This window comes from Streptomyces sp. NPDC044061 (assembly GCF_056434305.1).
Genome location: NZ_JBWKFL010000016.1, coordinates 111,207 through 131,501, shown reverse-complemented (window position 1 = coordinate 131,501; position 20,295 = coordinate 111,207). Strand labels below are relative to the sequence as shown.

Genomic DNA, 20,295 nt, shown 5'->3' with positions numbered 1-20,295 from the left:
GAATGCCCGGGTGGCGACCGATTACAAGGGTGACTACCAGGAGCTGGTGGACGAGATCTCGGAGCTGCTGGGCGCGCCCGCGACCCTGGAGAACCGGGACTTCGAGCTGATCGCCTTCGGCGCGTACGACAGTGAGGGCGACCTGGATCCCTCGGCGCTGGACCCGGTGCGGACCCGCTCGATCCTGACCCGGCGTTCCACGGCGGCGGTGCGGGCCTGGTTCGAGGGCTTCGGCATCACGCGCGCGACGGGACCGGTGCGGATCCCGCCGACCCCGGAGGCCGGCGTCTACCGGGGCCGGATCTGTCTGCCGGTGCGCCATCGGGGCGTGGTCCTCGGCTACGTCTGGCTCCTGGAGGACGATCCGGGTCCGACGGACGCGCAGCTGACCGCCGCCATGCGGGTGACGGGCCGGATCGGCGCGCTGCTGGCCGACGAGGCGCGGGCCGGCGCCGGGCTGGGCCGGGAGCTGCGGGCGGTGCTGACGGCGGAGCGCGGCTGGCAGCAGGACATGGCGGTGGCCGAACTGCGCACGGCCCTCGGCCCGCGCGCGGACGGCCCGCACACGCTGGTCTGTGTGGCGCCCTGGCCGTCCGCCGACCCGGAGGAGGCCCCGTCCGCCCGGACGGTCCCGCACGCCACGGCGCTGTGCACGGTGCCGTGGGGGGCCACGGCGCAGAGCCTGGCGGTGCTGGTGCGGCTGCGTTCGACGGATGTGGGGACGCCGGCGCTGACGGCGGCCTCGCGGCTGCTGAAGGAGGCGGAGGGGTCGGGCGGACGCGCCTCGCGGGGCCGGGCGGGTGCCGCCGCCGGGGTCGGGGAGCCGCGTGTCGGGCTCACCGAGCTGGGGGAGGTCTGGCAGGAGGCCGCGGCCGCGGCGCGCGCCGCGCTGGCCGAGACCCGGCTCGGGCCGGTCGCCGAGTGGGGGCGCATCGGGCCGTACCGGCTGCTGACCGCGCTGCCTCCGCAGACCGTCCACGACCCGGTGGTCGGCCCGCTCCTCTCCGCCGCCCACCAGGAGCTCGCACGCACCGCCGAGGTGTACCTCGACTGCGCGGGCCAGGCCGGCCGCACGGCCGCCGAGCTGGGCATCCACCGGCAGACGCTGTACTACCGGCTGTCCCGGGTGGAACAGCTGACGGGCCTGGACCTCGACGACGGCGAGGACCGCCTGCTGCTGCACATGACGCTGAAGAGAGCGCGCCTGCGGCGTTGAGGTTCAGCTCTTCGTGGCTGCCTCGACGACCTGGCGGAGGCCCTCGGTGAGGGCGTCGCCGTCGGGCGCGTTCTTCGGGTCGAACGCCCACTGGGCGATGAGGCCGGTCATCAGCGTCAGATAGAAGCGGCCGAGCGTGTCCGCGGTCTCGTCGGAGACCTCCTCCTCGGGCACATCCATGAGCAGCGCGACCAGCCCGCGGCCGCCCTCCCGCTGGGCGCGGGACAGGTGCTCGCGCACCACCGGCATGTCGAGGGTCATGACCTCCATGCTCAGGCGGTACACCGAGCCGGGCCCCCGCATGGTGGCGATGATGTTGGACCACACCCACCGGAAGCGCTCCAGCGAACCGGGCGCGCCCTCGATCCCGATGCCGCTTCCGTCGAAGGCGTCGGACATGTTCTCCATGAGCGCGACGTAGGCCTGCGCGAGGAGCGCGTCCTTCGAGCCGTAGTGGTAGCCGATCGAGGCCAGGTTGGTCCCGGACTCCTTCACGATGTCGCGCGCCGTCGTACGGGCGAACCCCTTCTCCAGCAGGCAGCGCTTGGCGCCTTCGAGCAGATCCTCACGGTGTCCCATGCCGATCAGGCTACCCGCCGATCCATACAGACGTCCTAGACGGCTGACTTATACATGTGTTCTATACAAGCGTTCTAGACAAGCGTTTAAGACACTCGTACAGTCACTGCCATGACGAACTCGACGAGCACGACCGTCTCCGTCGGCGCCGAGGGCGCCCCCTGCCGCGCGGGACGCCGTGAGTGGACCGCGCTCGGCGTGCTGATGCTGCCGCTGCTGCTGGTCTCCATGGACGTCTCGGTCCTGTACTTCGCGACCCCCGCGATCAGCGCCGACCTGCGGCCGAGCGGCACCCAGCAGCTGTGGATCTTCGACATCTACGGCTTCGTCCTGGCCGGCCTGCTGATGACGATGGGCTCGCTGGGCGACCGCATCGGCCGCCGCAGGCTCCTGCTGGCGGGAGCCTGCGCCTTCGGAGGCGCCTCGCTCCTCGCGGCCTACGCGAACAGCGCCGAGACCCTGATCGCGGCCCGCGCGATCCTCGGCATCGGCGGTGCGACCCTGATGCCGTCGACGATGGCCCTGCTGCGCACGATGTTCACCGACCCCGGCCAGCGGGCGAAGGCGATCGGGCTGTGGTCCGGTGTCATGACGGGCGGCATCGCCCTCGGCTCGGTGATGAGCGGCGTCCTCGTCGAGCACTTCTGGTGGGGCTCGGTCTTCCTGGTCAACCTGCCCGCGATGGCGCTGCTGCTGCTCCTCGGCCCGTTCCTGCTCCCCGAGTCGAGGAACCCGGACCCGGGCCGCTTCGACTGGCCGAGCGTCCCGCTCTCGATGGTCTCCGTGCTTCCCGTGATCTACGGCCTGAAGGAGATCCCCTCCGAGGGCTGGCACCCGCAGTACGTCGTCTCGGTGACCGTCGGTCTGCTGTTCGCCGCGCTCTTCGTCCGCCGTCAGCGCAGCGCCGCCTCGCCGCTGATCCCGCCGGCGCTGCTCCGGGGTCACGGGTTCACCCCGGCACTGGTCCTGACCCTGGTGTCCGCGTTCGGCATGATGGGTTCGGCCATCTTCACCACGCAGTACCTGCAGTCGGTCCTCGGCAAGAGCCCGCTGGAAGCCGCGTTGTGGAGCCTGCTCCCGTCGGTGCTCATCGGCGTCGCCGGACCGGTCACCGGTCAGCTCGTCGCCCGGGGCGTCAACCGCGGCCACGTCGTCGCCGCCGGGTTCGCCGTCAGCGCGGTCGGCTACGCACTGCTCGCCCTCAGCGGCACCCACTCCCTCTGGCTGGTGCTGACCGCCGCGGGCGTCCTGGCCTCGGGCGTCGTGATGGTGATGTCCCAGCTGACCGACCTGGCCATGACCACCGCCCCGGTGGAGCGGGCGGGCACCGCCTCCTCCCTGCTGGAGACGGCCACCGAGTTCGGCGGCGCGCTCGGCATGGCGGTCCTCGGCTCCATCGGTACGGCGGTCTACCGGCACGAGATGCCGTCCTCGGCCCCGGGCGAGGCCCGCGAGACCCTGGGCGGCGCCCTCGCCACGGCCGCCCGGCTGCCCGGCCGGGCCGGTGACTCCCTCCTCGCCACGGCCCGGGAGGCCTTCACCGGCGGGATGCACGGAGTGGCGATCGCCGGGACGGTGGTCCTCGCGACGGCCGCCGTGGGAGCGGCACTGACCCTGCGGAAGATCGAGGTGGGCGACGCGTAGGACACACGAAAACGCCGGACGGGCTGAGAAACCTCAGCCCGTCCGGCGTTTCGGGATGCTCAGACCAGGTTCACCGAGCGGGCGGACGTCGCCCCGATCTCCTCGGCCACCTCGGCCAGCACGCCGGGCGCGACCGTGTCGTCGACCGTGAGCACGGCCAGCGCCTCCCCGCCCACCGCCGCTCGGGCGACCTGCATGCCGGCGATGTTGATGCCCGCCTCGCCGAGGATGCGGCCGACGGTGCCGACGACACCCGGGCGGTCCTCGTAGCGCAGCACGACCATGTGCTCGGCGAGGGCGAGGTCGACGTCGTAGTCGCCGACCGCCACGATCTTCTGGACGTGCTTCGGGCCGGCCAGCGTGCCGGAGACCGACACCTCCTCGCCGTTGCCCAGCGTGCCGCGCACGGTCACCACGTTGCGGTGGTCGGCCGACTCGGAGCTGGTGGTCAGGCGCACCTCGACGCCCCGCTCCTGCGCGAACAGCGGCGCGTTGACGTACGACACCGTCTCGTCGACGACGTCCTCGAAGACACCCTTGAGCGCGGACAGCTCCAGCACCTTCACGTCGTGCTGGGTGATCTCGCCGTAGACCTCGACGTCGAGGCGGACCGCGACCTCGCCCGCGAGCGCGGTGAAGATGCGGCCGAGGCGCTCGGCGAGCGGCAGACCCGGCTTGACGTCCTCCGCGATGACACCGCCCTGGACGTTCACCGCGTCCGGCACCAGCTCACCGGCGAGCGCGAGGCGCACCGACTTGGCGACCGCGATACCGGCCTTCTCCTGCGCCTCGTCCGTGGAGGCACCGAGGTGCGGGGTGCACACGACCTGGTCCAGCTCGAACAGCGGGGAGTCGGTGCAGGGCTCCTTGGCGTACACGTCCAGGCCCGCGCCGGCGACCCGGCCCTCCTTCAGCGCCGCGTACAGCGCCGCCTCGTCGACGATGCCGCCGCGCGCCGCGTTGACGATGCGCACGCTGGGCTTGACCTTGCGCAGCGCCTCGTCGCCGATCAGGCCGAGGGTCTCGGGGGTCTTGGGCAGGTGGACGGTGATGAAGTCGGAGACCTCGAGCAGCTCGTCCAGGGACAGCACCTTGACGCCCATCTGCGCGGCCCGCGCGGGCTGTACGTAGGGGTCGTAGGCGACGACCTTCATGCCGAAGGCGGACATGCGCTGCGCGACGAGGGCACCGATGCGGCCCAGGCCCACGACGCCCAGCGTCTTCTCGGCCAGCTCCACGCCCGTGTACTTGCTGCGCTTCCACTCGCTGTTCTTCAGCGCGGCGTTGGCCTGCGGAATGTTGCGGGCGGTGGAGAGGATCAGGCCACAGGCCAGCTCGGCGGCCGTGACGATGTTGGAGGTCGGGGCGTTCACGACCATCACGCCGGCCTTGGTGGCGGCGGAGACGTCGACGTTGTCCAGGCCGACGCCGGCTCGCGCGACGACCTTGAGCTTCTTGGCGGCGGCGACGGCCTCCGCGTCGACCTTGGTGGCGGAACGGATCAGGATCGCGTCGACGTCGGCGATGGCGGGGAGCAGTTCGGCCCGGTCGGCTCCGTTGGCGTGCCGGATCTCGAAGTCCGGGCCGAGTGCGTCCACGGTCGCGGGCGACAGCTCTTCAGCGATGAGTACCGTGGCTTTTCGACTGGGGTACGAGCTCACGTGAGTCCTCACAAGTCCAATGCGGACGGCCGTCCCGACGGCCGCTGGCGGTGGAGGGGGGCTAGCCGCGGAAGACGCACGACGCTGTGGGCCTGACGCGTATGTTGTGCAGCAGTCTAGTGGCGCCGCGGTCGTCGTATTACGCCGCTGCGGAAGTATCACCCGTCCGGGGCTGGACGGGTTGGACAACGCGTGGACGACACCTTCGGATCACTCTCGACCCGGCGCCGCCCGGAGTGGCGGAAGGGGGCCGGAGCAGCTTGCCCCGACCCCCTGACGTGAGGCTTACGCCTCCTCGTTCACCCAGCTCATCAGCTTGCGCAGCTGCTTGCCGGTGGTCTCCAGCAGGTGCTCGGCGTCCTGCTGCTTGTACTCGTTGTACTTCTTCAGGCCGCCGTGGTACTCGTCCATCCAGGTCTGGGCGAAGGTGCCGTCCTGGATCTCGGCGAGGACCTGCTTCATCTCGGCCTTGGTGGCGTCGGTGATGATGCGCGGGCCGGTGACGTAGTCGCCCCACTCGGCGGTCTCGGAGACGGACCAGCGCATCTTCTCCAGGCCGCCCTCGTACATGAGGTCGACGATCAGCTTCAGCTCGTGCAGGCACTCGAAGTAGGCGATCTCCGGCTGGTAGCCCGCCTCGACCAGGGTCTCGAAGCCGGCCTTGACCAGGGCGGAGGTGCCGCCGCACAGCACGGCCTGCTCACCGAACAGGTCGGTCTCGGTCTCCTCGGTGAAGGTCGTCTTGATGACACCGGCACGGGTGCCGCCGATGGCCTTGGCGTACGACAGGGCCAGCGGGAAGGCGTTGCCGGTGGCGTCCTGCTCGACGGCGGCGATCGCGGGGACGCCGCGGCCCTCCTCGTACTGGCGGCGGACCAGGTGGCCCGGGCCCTTGGGGGCGACCAGGGCGACGTCGACGCCGGCCGGGGGCTTGATGAAGCCGAAGCGGATGTTGAAGCCGTGGGCGAAGAACAGCGCGTCGCCGTCCTTCAGGTTCGGGGCGATGGACTCCTCGTAGACCTGGGCCTGGATCGGGTCCGGGATGAGGATCATGATGACGTCGGCCTCGGCGGCGGCCTCGGCCGGGGTCACCACCCGCAGGCCCTGCTCCTCGGCCTTGGCCTTGGACTTGGAGCCCTCGTGCAGACCGACGCGGACGTCGACACCGGAGTCACGCAGCGACAGCGCGTGGGCGTGGCCCTGGCTGCCGTATCCGATGACCGCGACCTTGCGGCCCTGGATGATGGACAGGTCGGCGTCAGCGTCGTAGAACAGCTCGGCCACTTTGGGTTCTCTCCTTGGTGTGCAGGTTGTGCGTCCCACCGTATGCCGGTGGGAGGACGGGAAGTCTCGGGGTCTCGGCATACGGGCGGCACGGGACCGCCCGTACTCAGCCTTACGCGGATCGGTCGAGAGCGCGCAGCGAGCGGTCCGTGATCGAGCGGGCGCCGCGGCCGATCGCGATGGTGCCGGACTGGACCAGCTCCTTGATGCCGTACGGCTCCAGCATCTTGAGCATGGCGGACAGCTTCTCGCTGGACCCGGTGGCCTCGATCGTGACGGCCTCCGGGGAGACGTCGACCGTCTTGGCGCGGAACAGCTGGACGATCTCCACGATCTGGGAGCGGGTCTCGTTGTCGGCGCGCACCTTCACCAGAACGAGTTCGCGCTGAACCGCCTGGCCGGGCTCCAGCTCCACGATCTTCAGCACGTTGACCAGCTTGTTGAGCTGCTTGGTGACCTGTTCCAGCGGCAGGTCCTCGACACCCACCACGATGGTGATGCGGGAGATGTCGGGGTGCTCGGTGACGCCGACCGCGAGCGAGTCGATGTTGAAGCCGCGGCGGGAGAAGAGGGCGGCGATCCGGGCCAGGATGCCCGGCGTGTTCTCCACCAGGACGGAGAGCGTGTGCTTGGACATTTCTCGTTCGTCTCTCTCGCTCAGTCGTCTTCGTTGTCGCCGAAGTCGGGGCGGACGTCCCGGGCGGCCATGATCTCGTCGTTGGAGGTGCCGGCGGCGACCATCGGCCACACCATCGCGTCCTCGTGGACGATGAAGTCGATGACGACCGGGCGGTCGTTGATGGAGTTCGCCTCTTCGATGACCTTGTCCAGGTCCTCCGGGCGCTCGCAGCGCAGGCCCACGCAGCCCATCGCCTCCGACAGCTTCACGAAGTCCGGCACGCGCGTGCCCTTGGCCTGCGGGTTGATGTCGTCCGGGCCGCTGTGCAGCACGGTGTTGGAGTAGCGCTGGTTGTAGAAGAGGGTCTGCCACTGGCGGACCATCCCGAGGGCGCCGTTGTTGATGATGGCGACCTTGATCGGGATGTTGTTCAGGGCGCAGGTGGTCAGTTCCTGATTGGTCATCTGGAAGCAGCCGTCGCCGTCGATCGCCCAGACGGTGCGCTCCGGCCGCCCGGCCTTGGCGCCCATGGCGGCCGGGACCGCGTAGCCCATCGTTCCGGCGCCGCCGGAGTTCAGCCAGGTGGCCGGCTGCTCGTACTGAATGAAGTGCGCGGACCACATCTGGTGCTGGCCGACGCCCGCCGCGAAGATCGTGCCCTCCGGGGCGAGCCGGCCGATGCGCTCGATGACCTGCTGCGGGGAGAGCGAGCCGTCCTCGGGCTGGTCGTAGCCGAGCGGGTAGGTCTCACGCCAGCGGTTGAGGTCGCTCCACCAGGCCGTGTAGTCGCCCTTGTGGCCCTCGCTGTGCTCCTTCTGCACGGCCTGGACCAGGTCGGCGATGACCTCGCGGGCGTCCCCGACGATCGGCACGTCGGCGGCGCGGTTCTTGCCGATCTCGGCCGGGTCGATGTCGGCGTGGACGATCTTGGCGTACGGGGCGAAGCTGTCCAGCTTGCCGGTGACGCGGTCGTCGAAGCGGGCTCCGAGGGCGACGATCAGGTCGGCCTTCTGCAGCGCGGTGACGGCGGTGACCGCACCGTGCATGCCCGGCATTCCCACGTGCAGCGGGTGGCTGTCGGGAAATGCGCCGAGCGCCATCAGGGTGGTGGTGACGGGCGCTCCGGTGAGTTCGGCGAGGACCTTCAGTTCGGCGGTGGCCTGCGCCTTGATGACGCCGCCGCCGACGTAGAGGACGGGCCGCTTGGCGGCCGTGATCAGCTTGGCGGCCTCGCGGATCTGCTTGGCGTGCGGCTTGGTCACCGGGCGGTAGCCGGGCAGGTCCATGGTGGGCGGCCAGGAGAAGGTGGTCTTCGCCTGGAGGGCGTCCTTGGCGATGTCGACCAGGACCGGGCCGGGGCGGCCGGTGGAGGCGATGTGGAACGCCTGCGCGATCACCCGGGGGATGTCCTCGGCCTTGGTGACCAGGAAGTTGTGCTTGGTGACGGGCATCGTGATGCCGACGATGTCCGCCTCCTGGAAGGCGTCCGTACCGATCGCCTTGGAAGCGACCTGGCCGGTGATCGCCACGAGCGGCACCGAGTCCATGTGCGCGTCGGCGATGGGCGTGACCAGGTTGGTGGCGCCCGGGCCCGAGGTGGCCATGCAGACGCCGACCTTGCCGGTGGCCTGCGCGTAGCCGGTGGCCGCGTGGCCGGCGCCCTGCTCGTGGCGGACCAGCACGTGGCGGACCCGGGTGGAGTCCATCAGCGGGTCGTACGCCGGAAGGATGGCGCCGCCGGGAATGCCGAATACCGTCTCAGCGCCGACCTCCTCGAGGGAGCGGATGAGGGACTGCGCACCCGTGACGTGCTCGACGGGGGCGGACTGCTGTCCTCCGGATCGGGGCCGGGGCTGCGGATGGGCCCCGGTGGCCTGCTCGGTCATCGGCATTCTCTTCTCGATGCTGAGGGTTTTTGCGAGGTTTGGGCGGAGTTCAAGAGCTGCACGAAAGGCGCTCGTGCAACAAAAAACCCCTCGTGCCGAAAGGCAAGCGAGGGGAGCGCGTCGGTGAGGTCGCTGGGGATTCCGGATCGTCCTCCGGTGGGTCCCAGCTCAGCCGACGCGCTGTCCAAGTACGAGAATTCGGGTGCGCATGGCACTGACCCTCCCCCCGGCACGCACCACGTGTCAAGTGGGTGGGACGGGAGTCTCAGTATGTGAACGAAGGGCACTGCCACCTCCGACGACGGCGGACACCCCTTTGGTGTACACCCCCGCGCCTCGTTCCACAGCTCGTTCACCTCCCGGGGGCCACGGTCGCCTTCGGCTCTCGCGCGCCGCCCGCGAACGCCGGCTCCGCCGGTGCGTGCGGCACCGGATAATGGCCGGATGCGAGCGCCCGGCGCAGCCGGTACTCGTCCAGCGGTCCCGCGAACGCCATCCCCTGCCCATGGGTGCAGCCCATCGCGCGCAGCGCGACGACCTGCTCCGGCAGGTCCACGCCCTCGGCCACGGACTGGAGGCCGAGGTCGCCGGCGATCCGCAGCAGCCCGCTGGTGATCTTGTGCAGCCGCGCGGACTCCACCACGCCCTCGACCAGGCCGCGGTCGAGCTTGAGGACGTCCACCGGCAGCCTTCTCAGGGCCGTGATCGCCGCGTAGCCGCTGCCGAAGCCGTCGAGCGCGATCCGCACCCCGAGCCGGCTGAGCGCGGTCAGACGCCGCTCCAGCTCGTCCAGCGAGGCCCTCGAGTCGGCGTCGGCCAGCTCGACGACCAGGGCGCCGGGCGGCAGCCCGTGCCGGGTCAGCAGCGCCTCCACGGAGCCGAGCGGCGTCGAGCGGTCCAGCAGCCGCCGGGCGCTCATCCGGACGCACACCGGCACCACGTTCCCGGTGGCGGCCCGCTCGGCGGCCTGCTCCACGGCCTCCCGCAGGATCCAGCGGTCCAGCTCCGCGGTCTTGTCGCCGTCCTCGGCCACCCGCAGGAACTCGGCCGGGGTGAACAGCACCCCCTGGGAGGAGCGCCAGCGGGCCTGTGCCGAGACCGTCGTGATCCGGCCGTTCTCCAGGCAGACCACCGGCTGGTGCAGCAGCGCGAACTCGCCGTCGTGCAGCGCGGCACGCAGCCGGGTGGCCAGCTCCGCCTTGCGTACGACGTCCTGCTGCATCTGCGGCTTGTACAGCTCGACGCGGCCCTTCCCGGCCGATTTCGCGCGGTACATCGCGAGGTCGGCGTTGCGCAGCAACTCGCCCGCGCCGAGGCCCGGTTCCGCGAAGGCGACGCCGATGGAGGCGTTGACCCGGACATCGTTGCCGTCGATGGCGTACGGATGGGAGAGGGTCACCCTGAGGCGGTCGGCGAGCTCCAGGATGTTCCGCTCCCGGGCGGCACGGTCGCGGGTGCCGTCCCCGACGATCAGGGCCGCGAACTCGTCGCCGCCCAGCCGGGACGCGGTGTCCCCGTGCCGGACCGCCTCCTGGAGTCTGCGGGCGGCCTGGACGAGCAGCTGGTCCCCGGCCTGGTGCCCGATCGTGTCGTTGACGGCCTTGAAGCCGTCCAGGTCGATGAAGAGCACGGCCGTGCCGCGCAGGGCGGCGCCCCGGTCGGTGGCACGGCGGCCGGACAGGGCCTGCTGGACGCGCTGGGTGAACAGCGCGCGGTTGGGCAGGTCGGTGAGCGGGTCGTGCTCGGCGTTGTGCTGCAGCTGGGCCTGCAGTCGCACCCTCTCGGTCACGTCCCGGCTGTTGAAGATCAGGCCGCCGTGGTGGCGGTTGACGGTGGACTCCACGTTGAGCCAGCCGCCCTCGCCCGAGCGGAAGCGGCACTCGATGCGGGTGGTGGGTTCCGCGAGCGGGCTGGCGGCGAGGAAGCGGCGCACCTCGTGCACCACGCAGCCCAGGTCCTCCGGGTGGATGAGAGCGGCCAGCTCGGTGCCCACCAGTTCCTCGGCGGGCCGTCCGTAGACCCCGGCTGCGGCCGGGGAGACGTACCGCAGGATGCCGTTGGGCGCGGCGATCATGATGACGTCGCTGGAGCCCTGCACCAGGGAGCGGAAGTGGTTCTCCTTCTGGGCCAGTTCCTGGGTGAGGGTGATGTTGTCCAGGAGCATGATGCCCTGGCGCATGACGAGCGCCAGCACGACGGCCCCCGCGGTGATCAGCACCACGTGATCGGGCCTGCGGCCGTTGAGGACGTTGTAGAGGATGCCCAGGGTGCACACGGCGGCGGCGAGGTACGGGGTGAGCGCGGCGAGGGAACCGGTGAGCGGCCGTCCGGCCGGGTACCGGGCGTGGTCACCGCCCGGTGCGGGGGCGGGCGCGTACGGGTGGCCCGTGCCTCGCTGTCCGGGCACGTGCTCGTGGACCACGCGCGTGTGCCCGTCCGGTACCCGCCGCTCGCCGTCCTGCCCGGCGGGGCGCCGGGGTGCGGCCCAGGGGGCGTAGGCGAGCAGCAGCGAACCGGCGAACCAGCCCGCGTCCAGCAGTTGCCCGGAGTGGTAGCTGCTGTGCAGCAGCGGCGAGGTGAACAGCGCGTCGCACATCACGGTCAGGGCGAGCGCGCCGATCGCCGTGTTGACCGCCGTGCGGTTGCCCGGGGAGCGGCGGAAGTGCAGCGCGAGCACCATGCTGACGAGCGCGATGTCGAGCAGCGGGTACGCCAGGGACAGCGCGGTGTGCGCGACGCTCGGTCCGTCGAACCGGGCCGCCTGGGCGAGCGCCAGGCTCCAGGAAAGGGTGACCAGCGAGCCGCCGATCAGCCAGGCGTCCAGCGCCAGGCAGATCCAGCCCGCCCGTGTCACCGGCCGTTTGGCGAGGACCAGCAGGCCCACGATGGCCGGGGGCGCGAAGCACAGGAAGAACAGGTCGGCGTAGCTCGGGCTCGGCACCTGCCGGTCCAGCACGACCTCGTACCACCCCCAGACCGCGTTGCCCAGGGACGCCATCGCCGAGGAGAGCGCGAACAGCAGCCAGGCCGACCGGAAGCGCACCCGTGGGTCACGGGCGTAGAGGAAACAGGACACGGCGGCGGTGCCCGCCGCCGCGCTCAGCCCGAAGTCGCCCATGATCAGCGCGATGACCTGCGAGCCCCAGTCGAACGTGGACCCGATGGCGTACGCACCGCAGACCAGGGCGAGGACGAGCTGGGGAACCAGACGCGCTCCGTCGCCGACGGCCGGCGGACGGGGCGGCAGCGGGGCCCCCGGCGGGTGCGGTGCGCGCAGCGCCGCGTCGAGGGCGGTCGTCACGGAGGGCGGCGCGTTCACCGGGGCCTCCCGTTCCGTGCCGCCCCCGGGTCGCGTGGGTCCCGGTGCGCCGGGTGCCTCCGGCGGCTGCCCGGCCTGCGGTGGTGGCTGTGATGGCTGTGTTGGCTTGTGTGGTGGCCGCGTCTGCGCGTGGCAGTGCGCCAGGGTCGCCGCCGGCGGCTCCGCCGCGTCGGATCGCTCGTCCATAGGCCGTGCATCGCCCGTCGCCCCCCTCACAAAATCTGAAATGTCCATCCCCGGCGCCGAACGGTCAGCGGCGCAGCCCCTGTCGGGACGATACACCAGGATCGTCACTCAGGGACATAGCTTCTCTACGCTCCGTGACGATCACCGTCAAGGCGGACACGCCCCGCGTCCGGAGAGTTGCGGAGGGTGCCGGAGCCCGACTACTCCCCCGTGGTGAGGATCACGTTCCGCAGGGGCTCCTGGTTCACGAAGCGGTGCAACTGGTCCACGAGCAGCCGTTTGGCACGCGGCAGGAAGGCCGAGCTGGGCCCGCCCACATGCGGGCTGATGAGTACGCCGGGCGCCTGCCACAAGGGGTGTCCGGGCGGCAGCGGCTCGGGATCCGTCACGTCCAGGGCCGCCGTGATGCGCCCGGTCTCCAGCTCCGCGAGCAGCGCCTTCGTGTCGACGACCGGCCCCCGGGCGACGTTGACGAGCAGCGCCCCGTCCTTCATCCGGCCGAGGAATTCGGTGTCGACCAGCCCTCGCGTCTCCTCCGTCAAGGGCGTGGAGAGGATCACGACATCGGCTTCCGGAAGCACTGAGGGCAATTCGGTGAGCGGATGCACGGGACCGCGCGCCGTGGTGCGCCGGGAGCGCGCGACGCGCGCCACCCGCGCCACCTCAAAGGGCACGAGCCGGTCCTCGATGGCGGCGCCGATGGAGCCGTAGCCGACGATGAGGACGTTCTTGTCGGCCAGGGAGGGATGGAACCCGCTCTCCCAGTGCCCCTCCCCCTGCGCCCGGACGAACTCGGGGATGCCGCGCAGGGAGGCGAGGGTCAGGGTGAGGGCGAGTTCGGCCGTGCTCGCCTCGTGCACACCGCGCGCGTTGCACAGCCGCACGCCCGGCACGATGGACGACATCCGGGCGGTGATGTCGTCGACACCCGCCGTGAGCGTCTGGATGACCTGGACATGGGTCAGGTGCTCCAGCGGGCGCACCTTGACCGGCCATCGCTTCATGTACGGCACCACGTACACGACGCAGTCCGCCGGGTCGCCGGGAAACTCCTGTTCGCCGTCCTCGCCGCCGTCCCAGAACAGATACCGGGGCCCCTCCGGCAGCCCCTCGATCTCCTCCGGCGCGATGGGAAGCCATACCTCAGCACTCATGACAGGAGGCTATGTCAGGCGTACGGGTGTGCAGAGGTTAGGTTGGGGGGCCGGACGAGGGAGGTTCACGAGCAGGTGGAGCGCAGGACGATCGGCGCGGGGGCGCTCGCGGTGGGGGCCGTCGGACTCGGGTGCATGCCGATGAGCTGGGCGTACAGCGGCTCGCGGCAGCGGGGTGACGCGTCGCTCAGAGCCGTGCACCGGGCGCTCGACCTGGGCACGACCCTGCTGGACACGGCGGACATGTACGGCCCGTTCACCAACGAGCTGCTGCTGGGGCGGGTACTGAAGGAGCGGCGCTCGGACGCCTTCGTGTCGACCAAGGCGGGGCTGCTCGTGGGCGAGCAGCACATCGTGGCCAACGGCCGCCCGGGGTATGTGAGACGGGCCTGTGACGCCTCGCTGCGGCGCCTGCAGACGGACGTGATCGACCTGTACCAGCTGCACCGCGCGGACCCCGAGGTCCCGGTGGAGGAGACCTGGGGCGCGATGGCCGAGCTGGTGCGGGCCGGGAAGGTGCGGGCGCTCGGCCTGTGCGCGGTGGGCGCACGCGGTGGCCGCCGCTCCGGTTCCCGGCTGCACGACACCACGCTGCGCCAGTTGCAGCGGGTCCAGCAGGTGTTCCCGGTGACCGCGGTGCAGGCGGAGCTGTCCGTGTGGTCGCCGGAGGCGCTGAACGCGCTGCTGCCCTGGTGCGAGGCGCGCGGCGTGGGCCTCCTGGCGGCGATGCCCCTGGGCAACGGCTTCCTGACCGGGACGCTCACCCCGGGCGAGGGGTTCGAGCCGGACGACGTCCGCGCCCGCCACCCCCGCTTCACGGCCGAGATGATGGCGGCCAACCAGCCGATCGTCGCGGGGCTGCGCCGGATCGCCCGCCGGCACGGCGAGAACGTCACCGCGGCCCAGGTGGCCCTCGCCTGGGTGCTCGCCCAGGGCCGTCATGTGATCGCGCTGCCCGGCACCAAGCAGGAGCGCTGGGCCGAGGAGAACGCGGCGGCGGCCGCGCTGCGGCTGACCGCAGAGGACCTGGCGGAGGTGTCCCGGCTGCCGGCGGCCCAGGGCTCCTGGGACTGAGCGACTTTCCGTGGACCGGGAACCCGGGCGCGGTGTTCGGTGTAGAGAGGAGGAAGTCGCCCCTTGACGCCGCCTCGAAGGGACCATGATCGTGCCACGTCGAGTTGTGACGGCCGTGCTGGCCGCGACCGCGCTCCTGCTGACGGCGGGCTGCTCCTCCGGCGGCGATGGCGCGCCCGCCGGTCACGGGGGTACGACGTCACCGGGTGCCGGCTCCTCCGCCCGGGCCACCGAGTCCGCCCCCGCGGCCAAGGGCTCGGTGAAGGTGCTGCGCACGGTGGCCGAGGGCCTGAAGACGCCCTGGGGCCTGGCTCCGATTCCCGGCGGCGGCCTGCTGGTCTCCTCCCGTGACGAGGGCACGATCACCCGGATCGACGAGAGGACGGGCCGGAAGACCGAGCTCGGCAGGGTCTCCGGGGTCTCCCCGGCCGGCGAGGGCGGCCTGCTGGGCATCGCCCTGTCGCCCGACTACGCCTCGGACCACATGATCTACGCCTACTTCACCTCGGCCTCGGACAACCGCATCGTCCGGATGCTGTACGACGAGCACAAGCCGGCCGGCGAGCAACTGGGCGCTCCCGACACGGTGTTCAAGGGCATCCCCAAGGGACTCATCCACAACGGCGGCCGGATCGCCTTCGGCCCGGACCGGATGCTCTACGCGGGCACCGGCGAGAGCGGCGACCGCAGCCTGGCCCAGGACAGGAAGTCGCTGGGCGGCAAGATCCTCCGGCTGACCCCGGAGGGTGAGCCCGCCCCGGGCAACCCGTTCCCGGGCTCCCCCGTGTACTCGTACGGCCACCGGAACGTCCAGGGCCTGGCCTGGGACGCCAAACAGCGCCTGTTCGCCTCGGAGTTCGGCCAGGACACCTGGGACGAGCTGAACGCGATCAAGCCGGGCGGCAACTACGGCTGGCCGGACGCCGAGGGCACGTCGTCCGACACCCGCTTCCGCAACCCGCTGGCCCAGTGGCACACCGACGACGCCTCCCCCAGCGGCATCGCCCATGTCGACGGTGTGATCTGGATGGCGGCCCTGAAGGGCGAGCGCCTGTGGCGCGTCCCGCTGCGCGGCACCGCGGCCTCGGCGCCCCCGCAGGCCTTCCTCACCGGCGAGTACGGCCGCCTGCGCACGGTGGTCGCGGCGGGCGGCGACAAGGTGTGGCTGGTGACGAGCAACACGGACGGCCGCGGTACGCCGAAGAAGGGCGACGACCGGGTGCTGGAGGTGGAGGTGAAGTAGCCCTGGCGGATCACTCCTCGCCGCGATCCGCTGCGCCGGACGTCCGCTCGGGCCGGCGTACGACGACCTTTCCCGAGGCGAGGTCTATGGGCCCGCGGGCCGGATCGCTGTCTCCGACGTCCTCCCGGGTCAGTTCCAGCCGTTTCTCCTCGTCGTGGGTGTGCTTGCGGCTGGGCGCGAACAGTTCCTCGAACGCGTTGAACACGGCGTCTCCCCCCCTGCCGGTTTCCTCCAGCGTACGTGTCACCCCGCCGTCGGGGCAGCGATCGTGTCGGCCGGGAACAGCCCCAGCCGATGCGCCACCGCCGCCGCCTCGCCCCTGCCCGAGACGCCCAGCTTGGACAGGATGTTGGAGACGTGGACGCTCGCCGTCTTCGGTGAGATGAAGAGTTCCTCGGCTATCTGGCGGTTGGTGCGGCCGGCCGACACCAGGCGGAGGACGTCCCGTTCCCGGCTGGTGAGGCCGAGGGCCTGCGCCGGGTCGGCCGGGGCGAGCGTGTGGCGCGGGGAGCCGGTGAGGGTGAGGCGGGCGCGCTGGGCGAGCCGGGCGACCGCGTCGGCGAGCGGGCGGGCGCCGAGGTGGTCGGCGACCGCTCCGGCCAGCCTCAGCAGTTCCACGGCGCGGTCGCGCTCGTCCTCGCCGCCCTGGGTGAGCAGGGCCTGGGCGAGGCGGTGCCGGACGCGTGCGAGGTCGTAGGGGCGGTCCAGGCACTCGAACGCGGCGACCACCCGGGACCAGACCTCGACGGTGTCCCGGCCCTCGGCACGGCTCAGTTCGGCGCGGATCCAGTGGTCGTGGGCCTGCCACAGGGGCGCGCCCGCGGTGAGTCCTCTGCCGGCCTCGCTCAGGCGGTCGAGGACCTCGGCGCGACCGGCCGCGGCGGCGGGCAGGGCGCGGGCGTCGGCCTCGGCGGTGGCGGCGGCCAGCAGCAGGGGCCAGGCGTAGCGCTGGGTGCCGGGCGGGAAGCCCGCGTCCAGGGCCGCGCGCAGTTCGGCGCGGGCGTCGAGGATGCGGCCCTCCGCGGCGGCGACCCCGATGGCGACGCGGGCCACGCGCAGGGACTGCTGGGGCATGGGGTCCTGGGCACCGTAGCGGGCGCCGGCGGTGGCCAGGTGACGGCCCGCTTCGGCGAGGTCGCCCCGGGCGAGCGCGAGATGGGCGAGGCGCAGGGCGCCCGAGCCCTGGGGCTTGGCGCTGTGTCCCACGCGAAGCGCGTTGACCGCGGCGTCGGCGGCCTCGGTCCACTGGCCGAGCGAGTACAGCGAGTCGGAGAGGTTGCCCCACACCCATGCCTCGGTTTCCAGCAGTCCGAACCTGCGGGTGAAGGCCGTTCCCTCGCGCAGCAGGGGCACGGCCTCCCGGGAGCGGCCGACCGCCTGCAGTGCGGACGGCAGGTTCACGAACGTACGGCCCGCCACGCTCCGTACGCCTTCGCGCAGTGCGTCCTCCTTGACCCGGGACATCTCCGCGAGCCCGGCCTCGATGTCGCCGGCGTCGACCATGAGGCCGCCGAGGGTGAGGCGGGCGTTGAGCTCGATCTCGCGGGCCCGCACCATGCGGGCGTACTCGACGGCCCGCTCGGCGGCCGCGAAGGCCTCGGGACCCGGCCGGTGCAGCATGGACCAGCCGGCGGCCTCCGCCAGCACCTCGGCGTGCACCTCCGACGGCGGCAGGCCGCGCACCAGGTCCTGCGCGGTGGCCAGTTCCCGCCATCCGTCGCCGCGGGACAGAGCCTGGACGACGCGGGAGCGCTGCACCCAGAACCACGCGGCGCGCAGCGGGTCGGGCTCGTCCTCCAGCAGCCGCAGGGCGCGCTTGACGATCTTCAGGGCGCTTTCGCGTTCCCCGCCGAAGCGGCCGGCGACCGCCGCCTCCGCCATCAGGTCGAGGTAGCGCAGCGGGGTGGTCGCGGGGTCGCAGCCGCACGGAGGGTAGACGTCGGTGCAGTCGACCGGGCGCAGGGCGGCGCGGACCTCCTCGGGAGCGGTGTCCCACAGCTCCATCGCCCGCTCCAGGAGCCGCAGTTGCTCGGTGTAGGCGTGCCTGCGGCGGGCCACCACGGAGGCGTCCAGGACCGCGGGCAGGGCCCGGGCGGCGTCGTGCGCGTGGTACCAGTAGCTGGCCAGGCGCATCACGCGCTCGTCGGCGGGGACGAGGGCGGGGTCCGCCTCGAGCGCCTCGGCGTAGCGGCGGTTGAGGCGGGAGCGTTCGCCGGGCAGCAGGTCGTCGGCGACGGCCTCGCGGACCAGGGCGTGCCGGAAGCGGTAGCCGTCGCCGTCCGGGGTCACCGTGAGCATGTTGGCGCCCACGGCGGCCCGCAGCGCCTCGATGAGATCGTCCTCGGCGAGCCGGGCGACGGCGGCGATCAGCCGGTACTCCACGGTGGAGCCGCCCTCGGCGACGATCCGGGCGACCCGCTGGGTGCTCTCGGGCAGCGCCTCGACGCGGACCAGGAGCAGGTCGCGCAGGGAGTCGGTGAGGCCGGTGCAGCAGCCCTCGCAGGCGGCGACGGCGAGTTCCTCGACGAAGAAGGCGTTGCCGTCGGAGCGTTCGAAGATCTCGTCGACCTGGGCGGGGTCGGGTTCGGTGGCGAGGATGCCGGCGATCTGGCGGGCTACCTCCTCGCGGGTGAAACGGTCGAGTTCGAGGCGGCGGACGGTGCGCAGCCGGTCGAGTTCGGCGAGCAGGGGGCGCAGTGGATGGCGGCGGTGGATGTCGTCGGCGCGGTAGGTGGCCAGGACCAGGAGGCGGCCGGTGCGCAGGGTGCGGAAGAGATAGGCGAGGAGGTGCCGGGTGGAGGCGTCGGCCCAGTGCAGGTCCTCCAGGACGAGCACGACAGTGTGCTCGGCGGCGACCCGCTCCAGCAGCCGGGCGGTGAGTTCGAACAGGCGGGCCATGCCCTGCTCCTCGTGGCGGCCGGCGCCGGCCTCCCCCAGTTCGGGCAGCAGCCGGGCCAGTTCCTCCTCCTGTCCGGCGCCGGCGGTGGCGAACTCCTCGGGGAGGGCGTCGCGCAGGGCGCGCAGCGCGGTGGAGAAGGGCGCGAAGGGCAGTCCGTCGGCGCCGATCTCCACACAGCCGCCCACCGCGACGACGGCGGCCCGGCGGCAGGCGGCCGTGGCGAACTCCTCGACGAGGCGGGTCTTGCCGACCCCTGCCTCACCGCCGAGCAGCAGCGCCTGGGGCTCGCCCGCGGCGGCACGGGCGAGCGCGTCGTTCAGGGTGTCCAACTCGCCGGTGCGGCCGACGAACACGGGACTGACGGACCTGGTCTCCACGGGCCCGAGCATCGCACGAGGCCCGGACGGTGGGGCACCCGTTTTCCACAGGTCCGGTGCGATGGTCGTACCGACAGCCGGCAGGGTCGTACGACGCTCGGGAAGAGTCGTACGACCCTGGGCGGAAGGGCGGCCGACCCCCGTGCGGCCGCCCTCCACGGGTCCGGCGCTCACGCGGTGCGCGGGAGCCGGTGCCGGCGGGGGCGGTCGGTATGGGTCTCGGCACCCGAGGTGCTGTGCCGGGCCGCCTCCTCGCGGCGGGCGGCGCGGCCGGTGCGTGCGACCTCGCGGGCCAGGCGCTCCTGTGCGGCCTCGCGGCGCAGTTCGGCGGAACGCAGCCGGTGCAGTTCGAGCTCGTACATGACGTGTCCTTCGGAAGAGGTGGTGTCGTGCTTCGCTTTTCGCGATGCCTCCACCTTCGTCTCCCAGGGGGGTGCGCCACATCGGGAGAGTTCCGCATCTTCCGCGGGGCGGCGGGCCCCGGACACGCATAAGGGGCCTCAGGGAACTCCGTAAGGTACTCACGGATTCCCTAAGGCCCCCACGGACCTGCGGTTTCTCAGCCGGTCGAGGGCAGGGCGAGCAGCGCGTCCGAGTACTTGAGGACGGCCAGGAGCAGGCCGACGACGCCGAGCGAGACACCCGCCCAGGCGACCGACCTGATCCAGGCGGCCTGCGGGCGCCCGGGCGCGCCGAACGCGGGCCGCACGAGCACGACCACGCCGGTGATCAGCGCGCTCAGCGCGAACAGGCCGGCCCACAGGGCGGTGGTGTGCCAGGCGTCGCCGTAGACCTCCTTGATCTGCTGGGCGACGCTCGCGCCGGACGAGGTCTGCAGTTGCCCGACGAGGGTCTCGCGGGCGGCGGCGACCGTGCCTATCCAGCCGCCGCTGAGCGAGACCACGCCCAGCGCGGCGGAGACGACGGCAGCCGCCCCCTGGCCGACCCCGGAGGGGGACTTCTCCGGGCTCTCCGGCATCTCCGGGCTCTCCTGGGCTGCCTCGGGTTCGCCGCTCTCTCCGGCCGGTTCCGCGCCCTCGGCTTCGGTCCCGGCCTCGGCCGCCGCCTCCTCCTGCGGGGCCCGCTCGTCGTCGGTCTTGGTCACGTCGACTGTCTTCGTTGCCATGCTTGGCACCGTACGGACGCTGTCTGAG

14 protein-coding genes and 1 pseudogene are annotated in these 20,295 nt (G+C 72.0%); 4 read left to right on the top strand and 11 right to left on the bottom strand.

What is annotated here, in order from left to right:
• Nucleotides 1-10: 10 nt before the first annotated feature.
• Nucleotides 11-1,216: a PucR family transcriptional regulator gene (locus AC07CM_RS26275; protein ID WP_478878898.1), complete on the top strand. Its 1,206-nt coding sequence runs from the start codon at nucleotides 11-13 to the stop codon at nucleotides 1,214-1,216.
• A 3-nt stretch (nucleotides 1,217-1,219) separates the two neighbouring features.
• Here AC07CM_RS26275 and AC07CM_RS26270 read toward each other — a convergent pair whose 3' ends face one another.
• Entirely contained in the window at nucleotides 1,220-1,795 is a 576-nt protein-coding gene (locus tag AC07CM_RS26270; RefSeq protein WP_478878897.1) for a TetR/AcrR family transcriptional regulator, read from the bottom strand.
• A 111-nt stretch (nucleotides 1,796-1,906) separates the two neighbouring features.
• On the opposite strand from AC07CM_RS26270, the gene AC07CM_RS26265 reads away from it, so the two are divergent.
• Nucleotides 1,907-3,439: an MFS transporter gene (locus AC07CM_RS26265; RefSeq protein WP_478878896.1), complete on the top strand. Its 1,533-nt coding sequence runs from the start codon at nucleotides 1,907-1,909 to the stop codon at nucleotides 3,437-3,439.
• A gap of 59 nt (nucleotides 3,440-3,498) precedes the next feature.
• Here the strand turns inward: AC07CM_RS26265 and serA are convergent, their stop codons facing one another.
• The 6 genes and pseudogenes from serA to AC07CM_RS26235 all read right to left on the bottom strand — a co-directional run bounded on the left by serA (nucleotide 3,499) and on the right by AC07CM_RS26235 (nucleotide 13,548).
• Complete coding sequence (serA, locus tag AC07CM_RS26260) at nucleotides 3,499-5,100, bottom strand: phosphoglycerate dehydrogenase (RefSeq protein WP_478878895.1); 1,602 nt, start codon at nucleotides 5,098-5,100, stop codon at nucleotides 3,499-3,501.
• A 285-nt stretch (nucleotides 5,101-5,385) separates the two neighbouring features.
• Entirely contained in the window at nucleotides 5,386-6,384 is a 999-nt protein-coding gene (gene ilvC, locus AC07CM_RS26255; RefSeq protein WP_067301141.1) for a ketol-acid reductoisomerase, read from the bottom strand.
• Between the two features lie 112 nt (nucleotides 6,385-6,496).
• Complete coding sequence (ilvN, locus tag AC07CM_RS26250; RefSeq protein ID WP_016432494.1) at nucleotides 6,497-7,021, bottom strand: acetolactate synthase small subunit; 525 nt, start codon at nucleotides 7,019-7,021, stop codon at nucleotides 6,497-6,499.
• A gap of 20 nt (nucleotides 7,022-7,041) precedes the next feature.
• On the bottom strand, nucleotides 7,042-8,889 hold the full coding sequence (locus tag AC07CM_RS26245) for an acetolactate synthase large subunit (protein WP_478878894.1): 1,848 nt from the start codon (nucleotides 8,887-8,889) through the stop codon (nucleotides 7,042-7,044).
• Between the two features lie 243 nt (nucleotides 8,890-9,132).
• Nucleotides 9,133-12,208, bottom strand: a pseudogene (locus tag AC07CM_RS26240) (putative bifunctional diguanylate cyclase/phosphodiesterase).
• Between the two features lie 386 nt (nucleotides 12,209-12,594).
• On the bottom strand, nucleotides 12,595-13,548 hold the full coding sequence (locus AC07CM_RS26235; RefSeq protein WP_478878893.1) for a 2-hydroxyacid dehydrogenase: 954 nt from the start codon (nucleotides 13,546-13,548) through the stop codon (nucleotides 12,595-12,597).
• A gap of 75 nt (nucleotides 13,549-13,623) precedes the next feature.
• On the opposite strand from AC07CM_RS26235, the gene AC07CM_RS26230 reads away from it, so the two are divergent.
• Nucleotides 13,624-14,622 carry an aldo/keto reductase gene (locus tag AC07CM_RS26230; protein ID WP_478878892.1) on the top strand — a complete coding sequence of 333 codons (999 nt, stop codon included), beginning with the start codon at nucleotides 13,624-13,626 and terminating at the stop codon, nucleotides 14,620-14,622.
• A gap of 85 nt (nucleotides 14,623-14,707) precedes the next feature.
• Nucleotides 14,708-15,865, top strand: coding sequence for a PQQ-dependent sugar dehydrogenase (locus tag AC07CM_RS26225; protein ID WP_478878891.1), 1,158 nt, complete (start codon nucleotides 14,708-14,710; stop codon nucleotides 15,863-15,865).
• Between the two features lie 10 nt (nucleotides 15,866-15,875).
• Here AC07CM_RS26225 and AC07CM_RS26220 read toward each other — a convergent pair whose 3' ends face one another.
• From AC07CM_RS26220 to AC07CM_RS26205, 4 genes are all read right to left on the bottom strand, one after another.
• On the bottom strand, nucleotides 15,876-16,070 hold the full coding sequence (locus tag AC07CM_RS26220; RefSeq protein WP_478878890.1) for a DUF6191 domain-containing protein: 195 nt from the start codon (nucleotides 16,068-16,070) through the stop codon (nucleotides 15,876-15,878).
• Between the two features lie 38 nt (nucleotides 16,071-16,108).
• Nucleotides 16,109-19,153: a helix-turn-helix transcriptional regulator gene (locus AC07CM_RS26215; RefSeq protein WP_478878889.1), complete on the bottom strand. Its 3,045-nt coding sequence runs from the start codon at nucleotides 19,151-19,153 to the stop codon at nucleotides 16,109-16,111.
• A 158-nt stretch (nucleotides 19,154-19,311) separates the two neighbouring features.
• Nucleotides 19,312-19,503, bottom strand: a complete 192-nt coding sequence (locus AC07CM_RS26210) for a hypothetical protein (RefSeq protein WP_478878888.1) — start codon at nucleotides 19,501-19,503, stop codon at nucleotides 19,312-19,314.
• 197 nt (nucleotides 19,504-19,700) lie between these two features.
• Nucleotides 19,701-20,267 carry a hypothetical protein gene (locus tag AC07CM_RS26205; RefSeq protein WP_478878887.1) on the bottom strand — a complete coding sequence of 189 codons (567 nt, stop codon included), beginning with the start codon at nucleotides 20,265-20,267 and terminating at the stop codon, nucleotides 19,701-19,703.
• Between the last annotated feature and the right edge of the window lie 28 nt (nucleotides 20,268-20,295).

Bases quoted from the DNA above. Each gene is read 5' to 3' on its own strand.
- AC07CM_RS26270 (WP_478878897.1), bottom strand. From the start codon at position 1,795: ATGGGACACCGTGAGGATCTGCTCGAAGGCGCCAAGCGCTGCCTGCTG.
- AC07CM_RS26265 (WP_478878896.1), top strand. From the start codon at position 1,907: ATGACGAACTCGACGAGCACGACCGTCTCCGTCGGCGCCGAGGGCGCC.
- ilvN (WP_016432494.1), bottom strand. From the start codon at position 7,021: ATGTCCAAGCACACGCTCTCCGTCCTGGTGGAGAACACGCCGGGCATC.
- AC07CM_RS26245 (WP_478878894.1), bottom strand. From the start codon at position 8,889: ATGACCGAGCAGGCCACCGGGGCCCATCCGCAGCCCCGGCCCCGATCC.
- AC07CM_RS26235 (WP_478878893.1), bottom strand. From the start codon at position 13,548: ATGAGTGCTGAGGTATGGCTTCCCATCGCGCCGGAGGAGATCGAGGGG.
- AC07CM_RS26225 (WP_478878891.1), top strand. From the start codon at position 14,708: ATGATCGTGCCACGTCGAGTTGTGACGGCCGTGCTGGCCGCGACCGCG.
- AC07CM_RS26215 (WP_478878889.1), bottom strand. From the start codon at position 19,153: ATGCTCGGGCCCGTGGAGACCAGGTCCGTCAGTCCCGTGTTCGTCGGC.
- AC07CM_RS26210 (WP_478878888.1), bottom strand. From the start codon at position 19,503: ATGTACGAGCTCGAACTGCACCGGCTGCGTTCCGCCGAACTGCGCCGC.
- AC07CM_RS26205 (WP_478878887.1), bottom strand. From the start codon at position 20,267: ATGGCAACGAAGACAGTCGACGTGACCAAGACCGACGACGAGCGGGCC.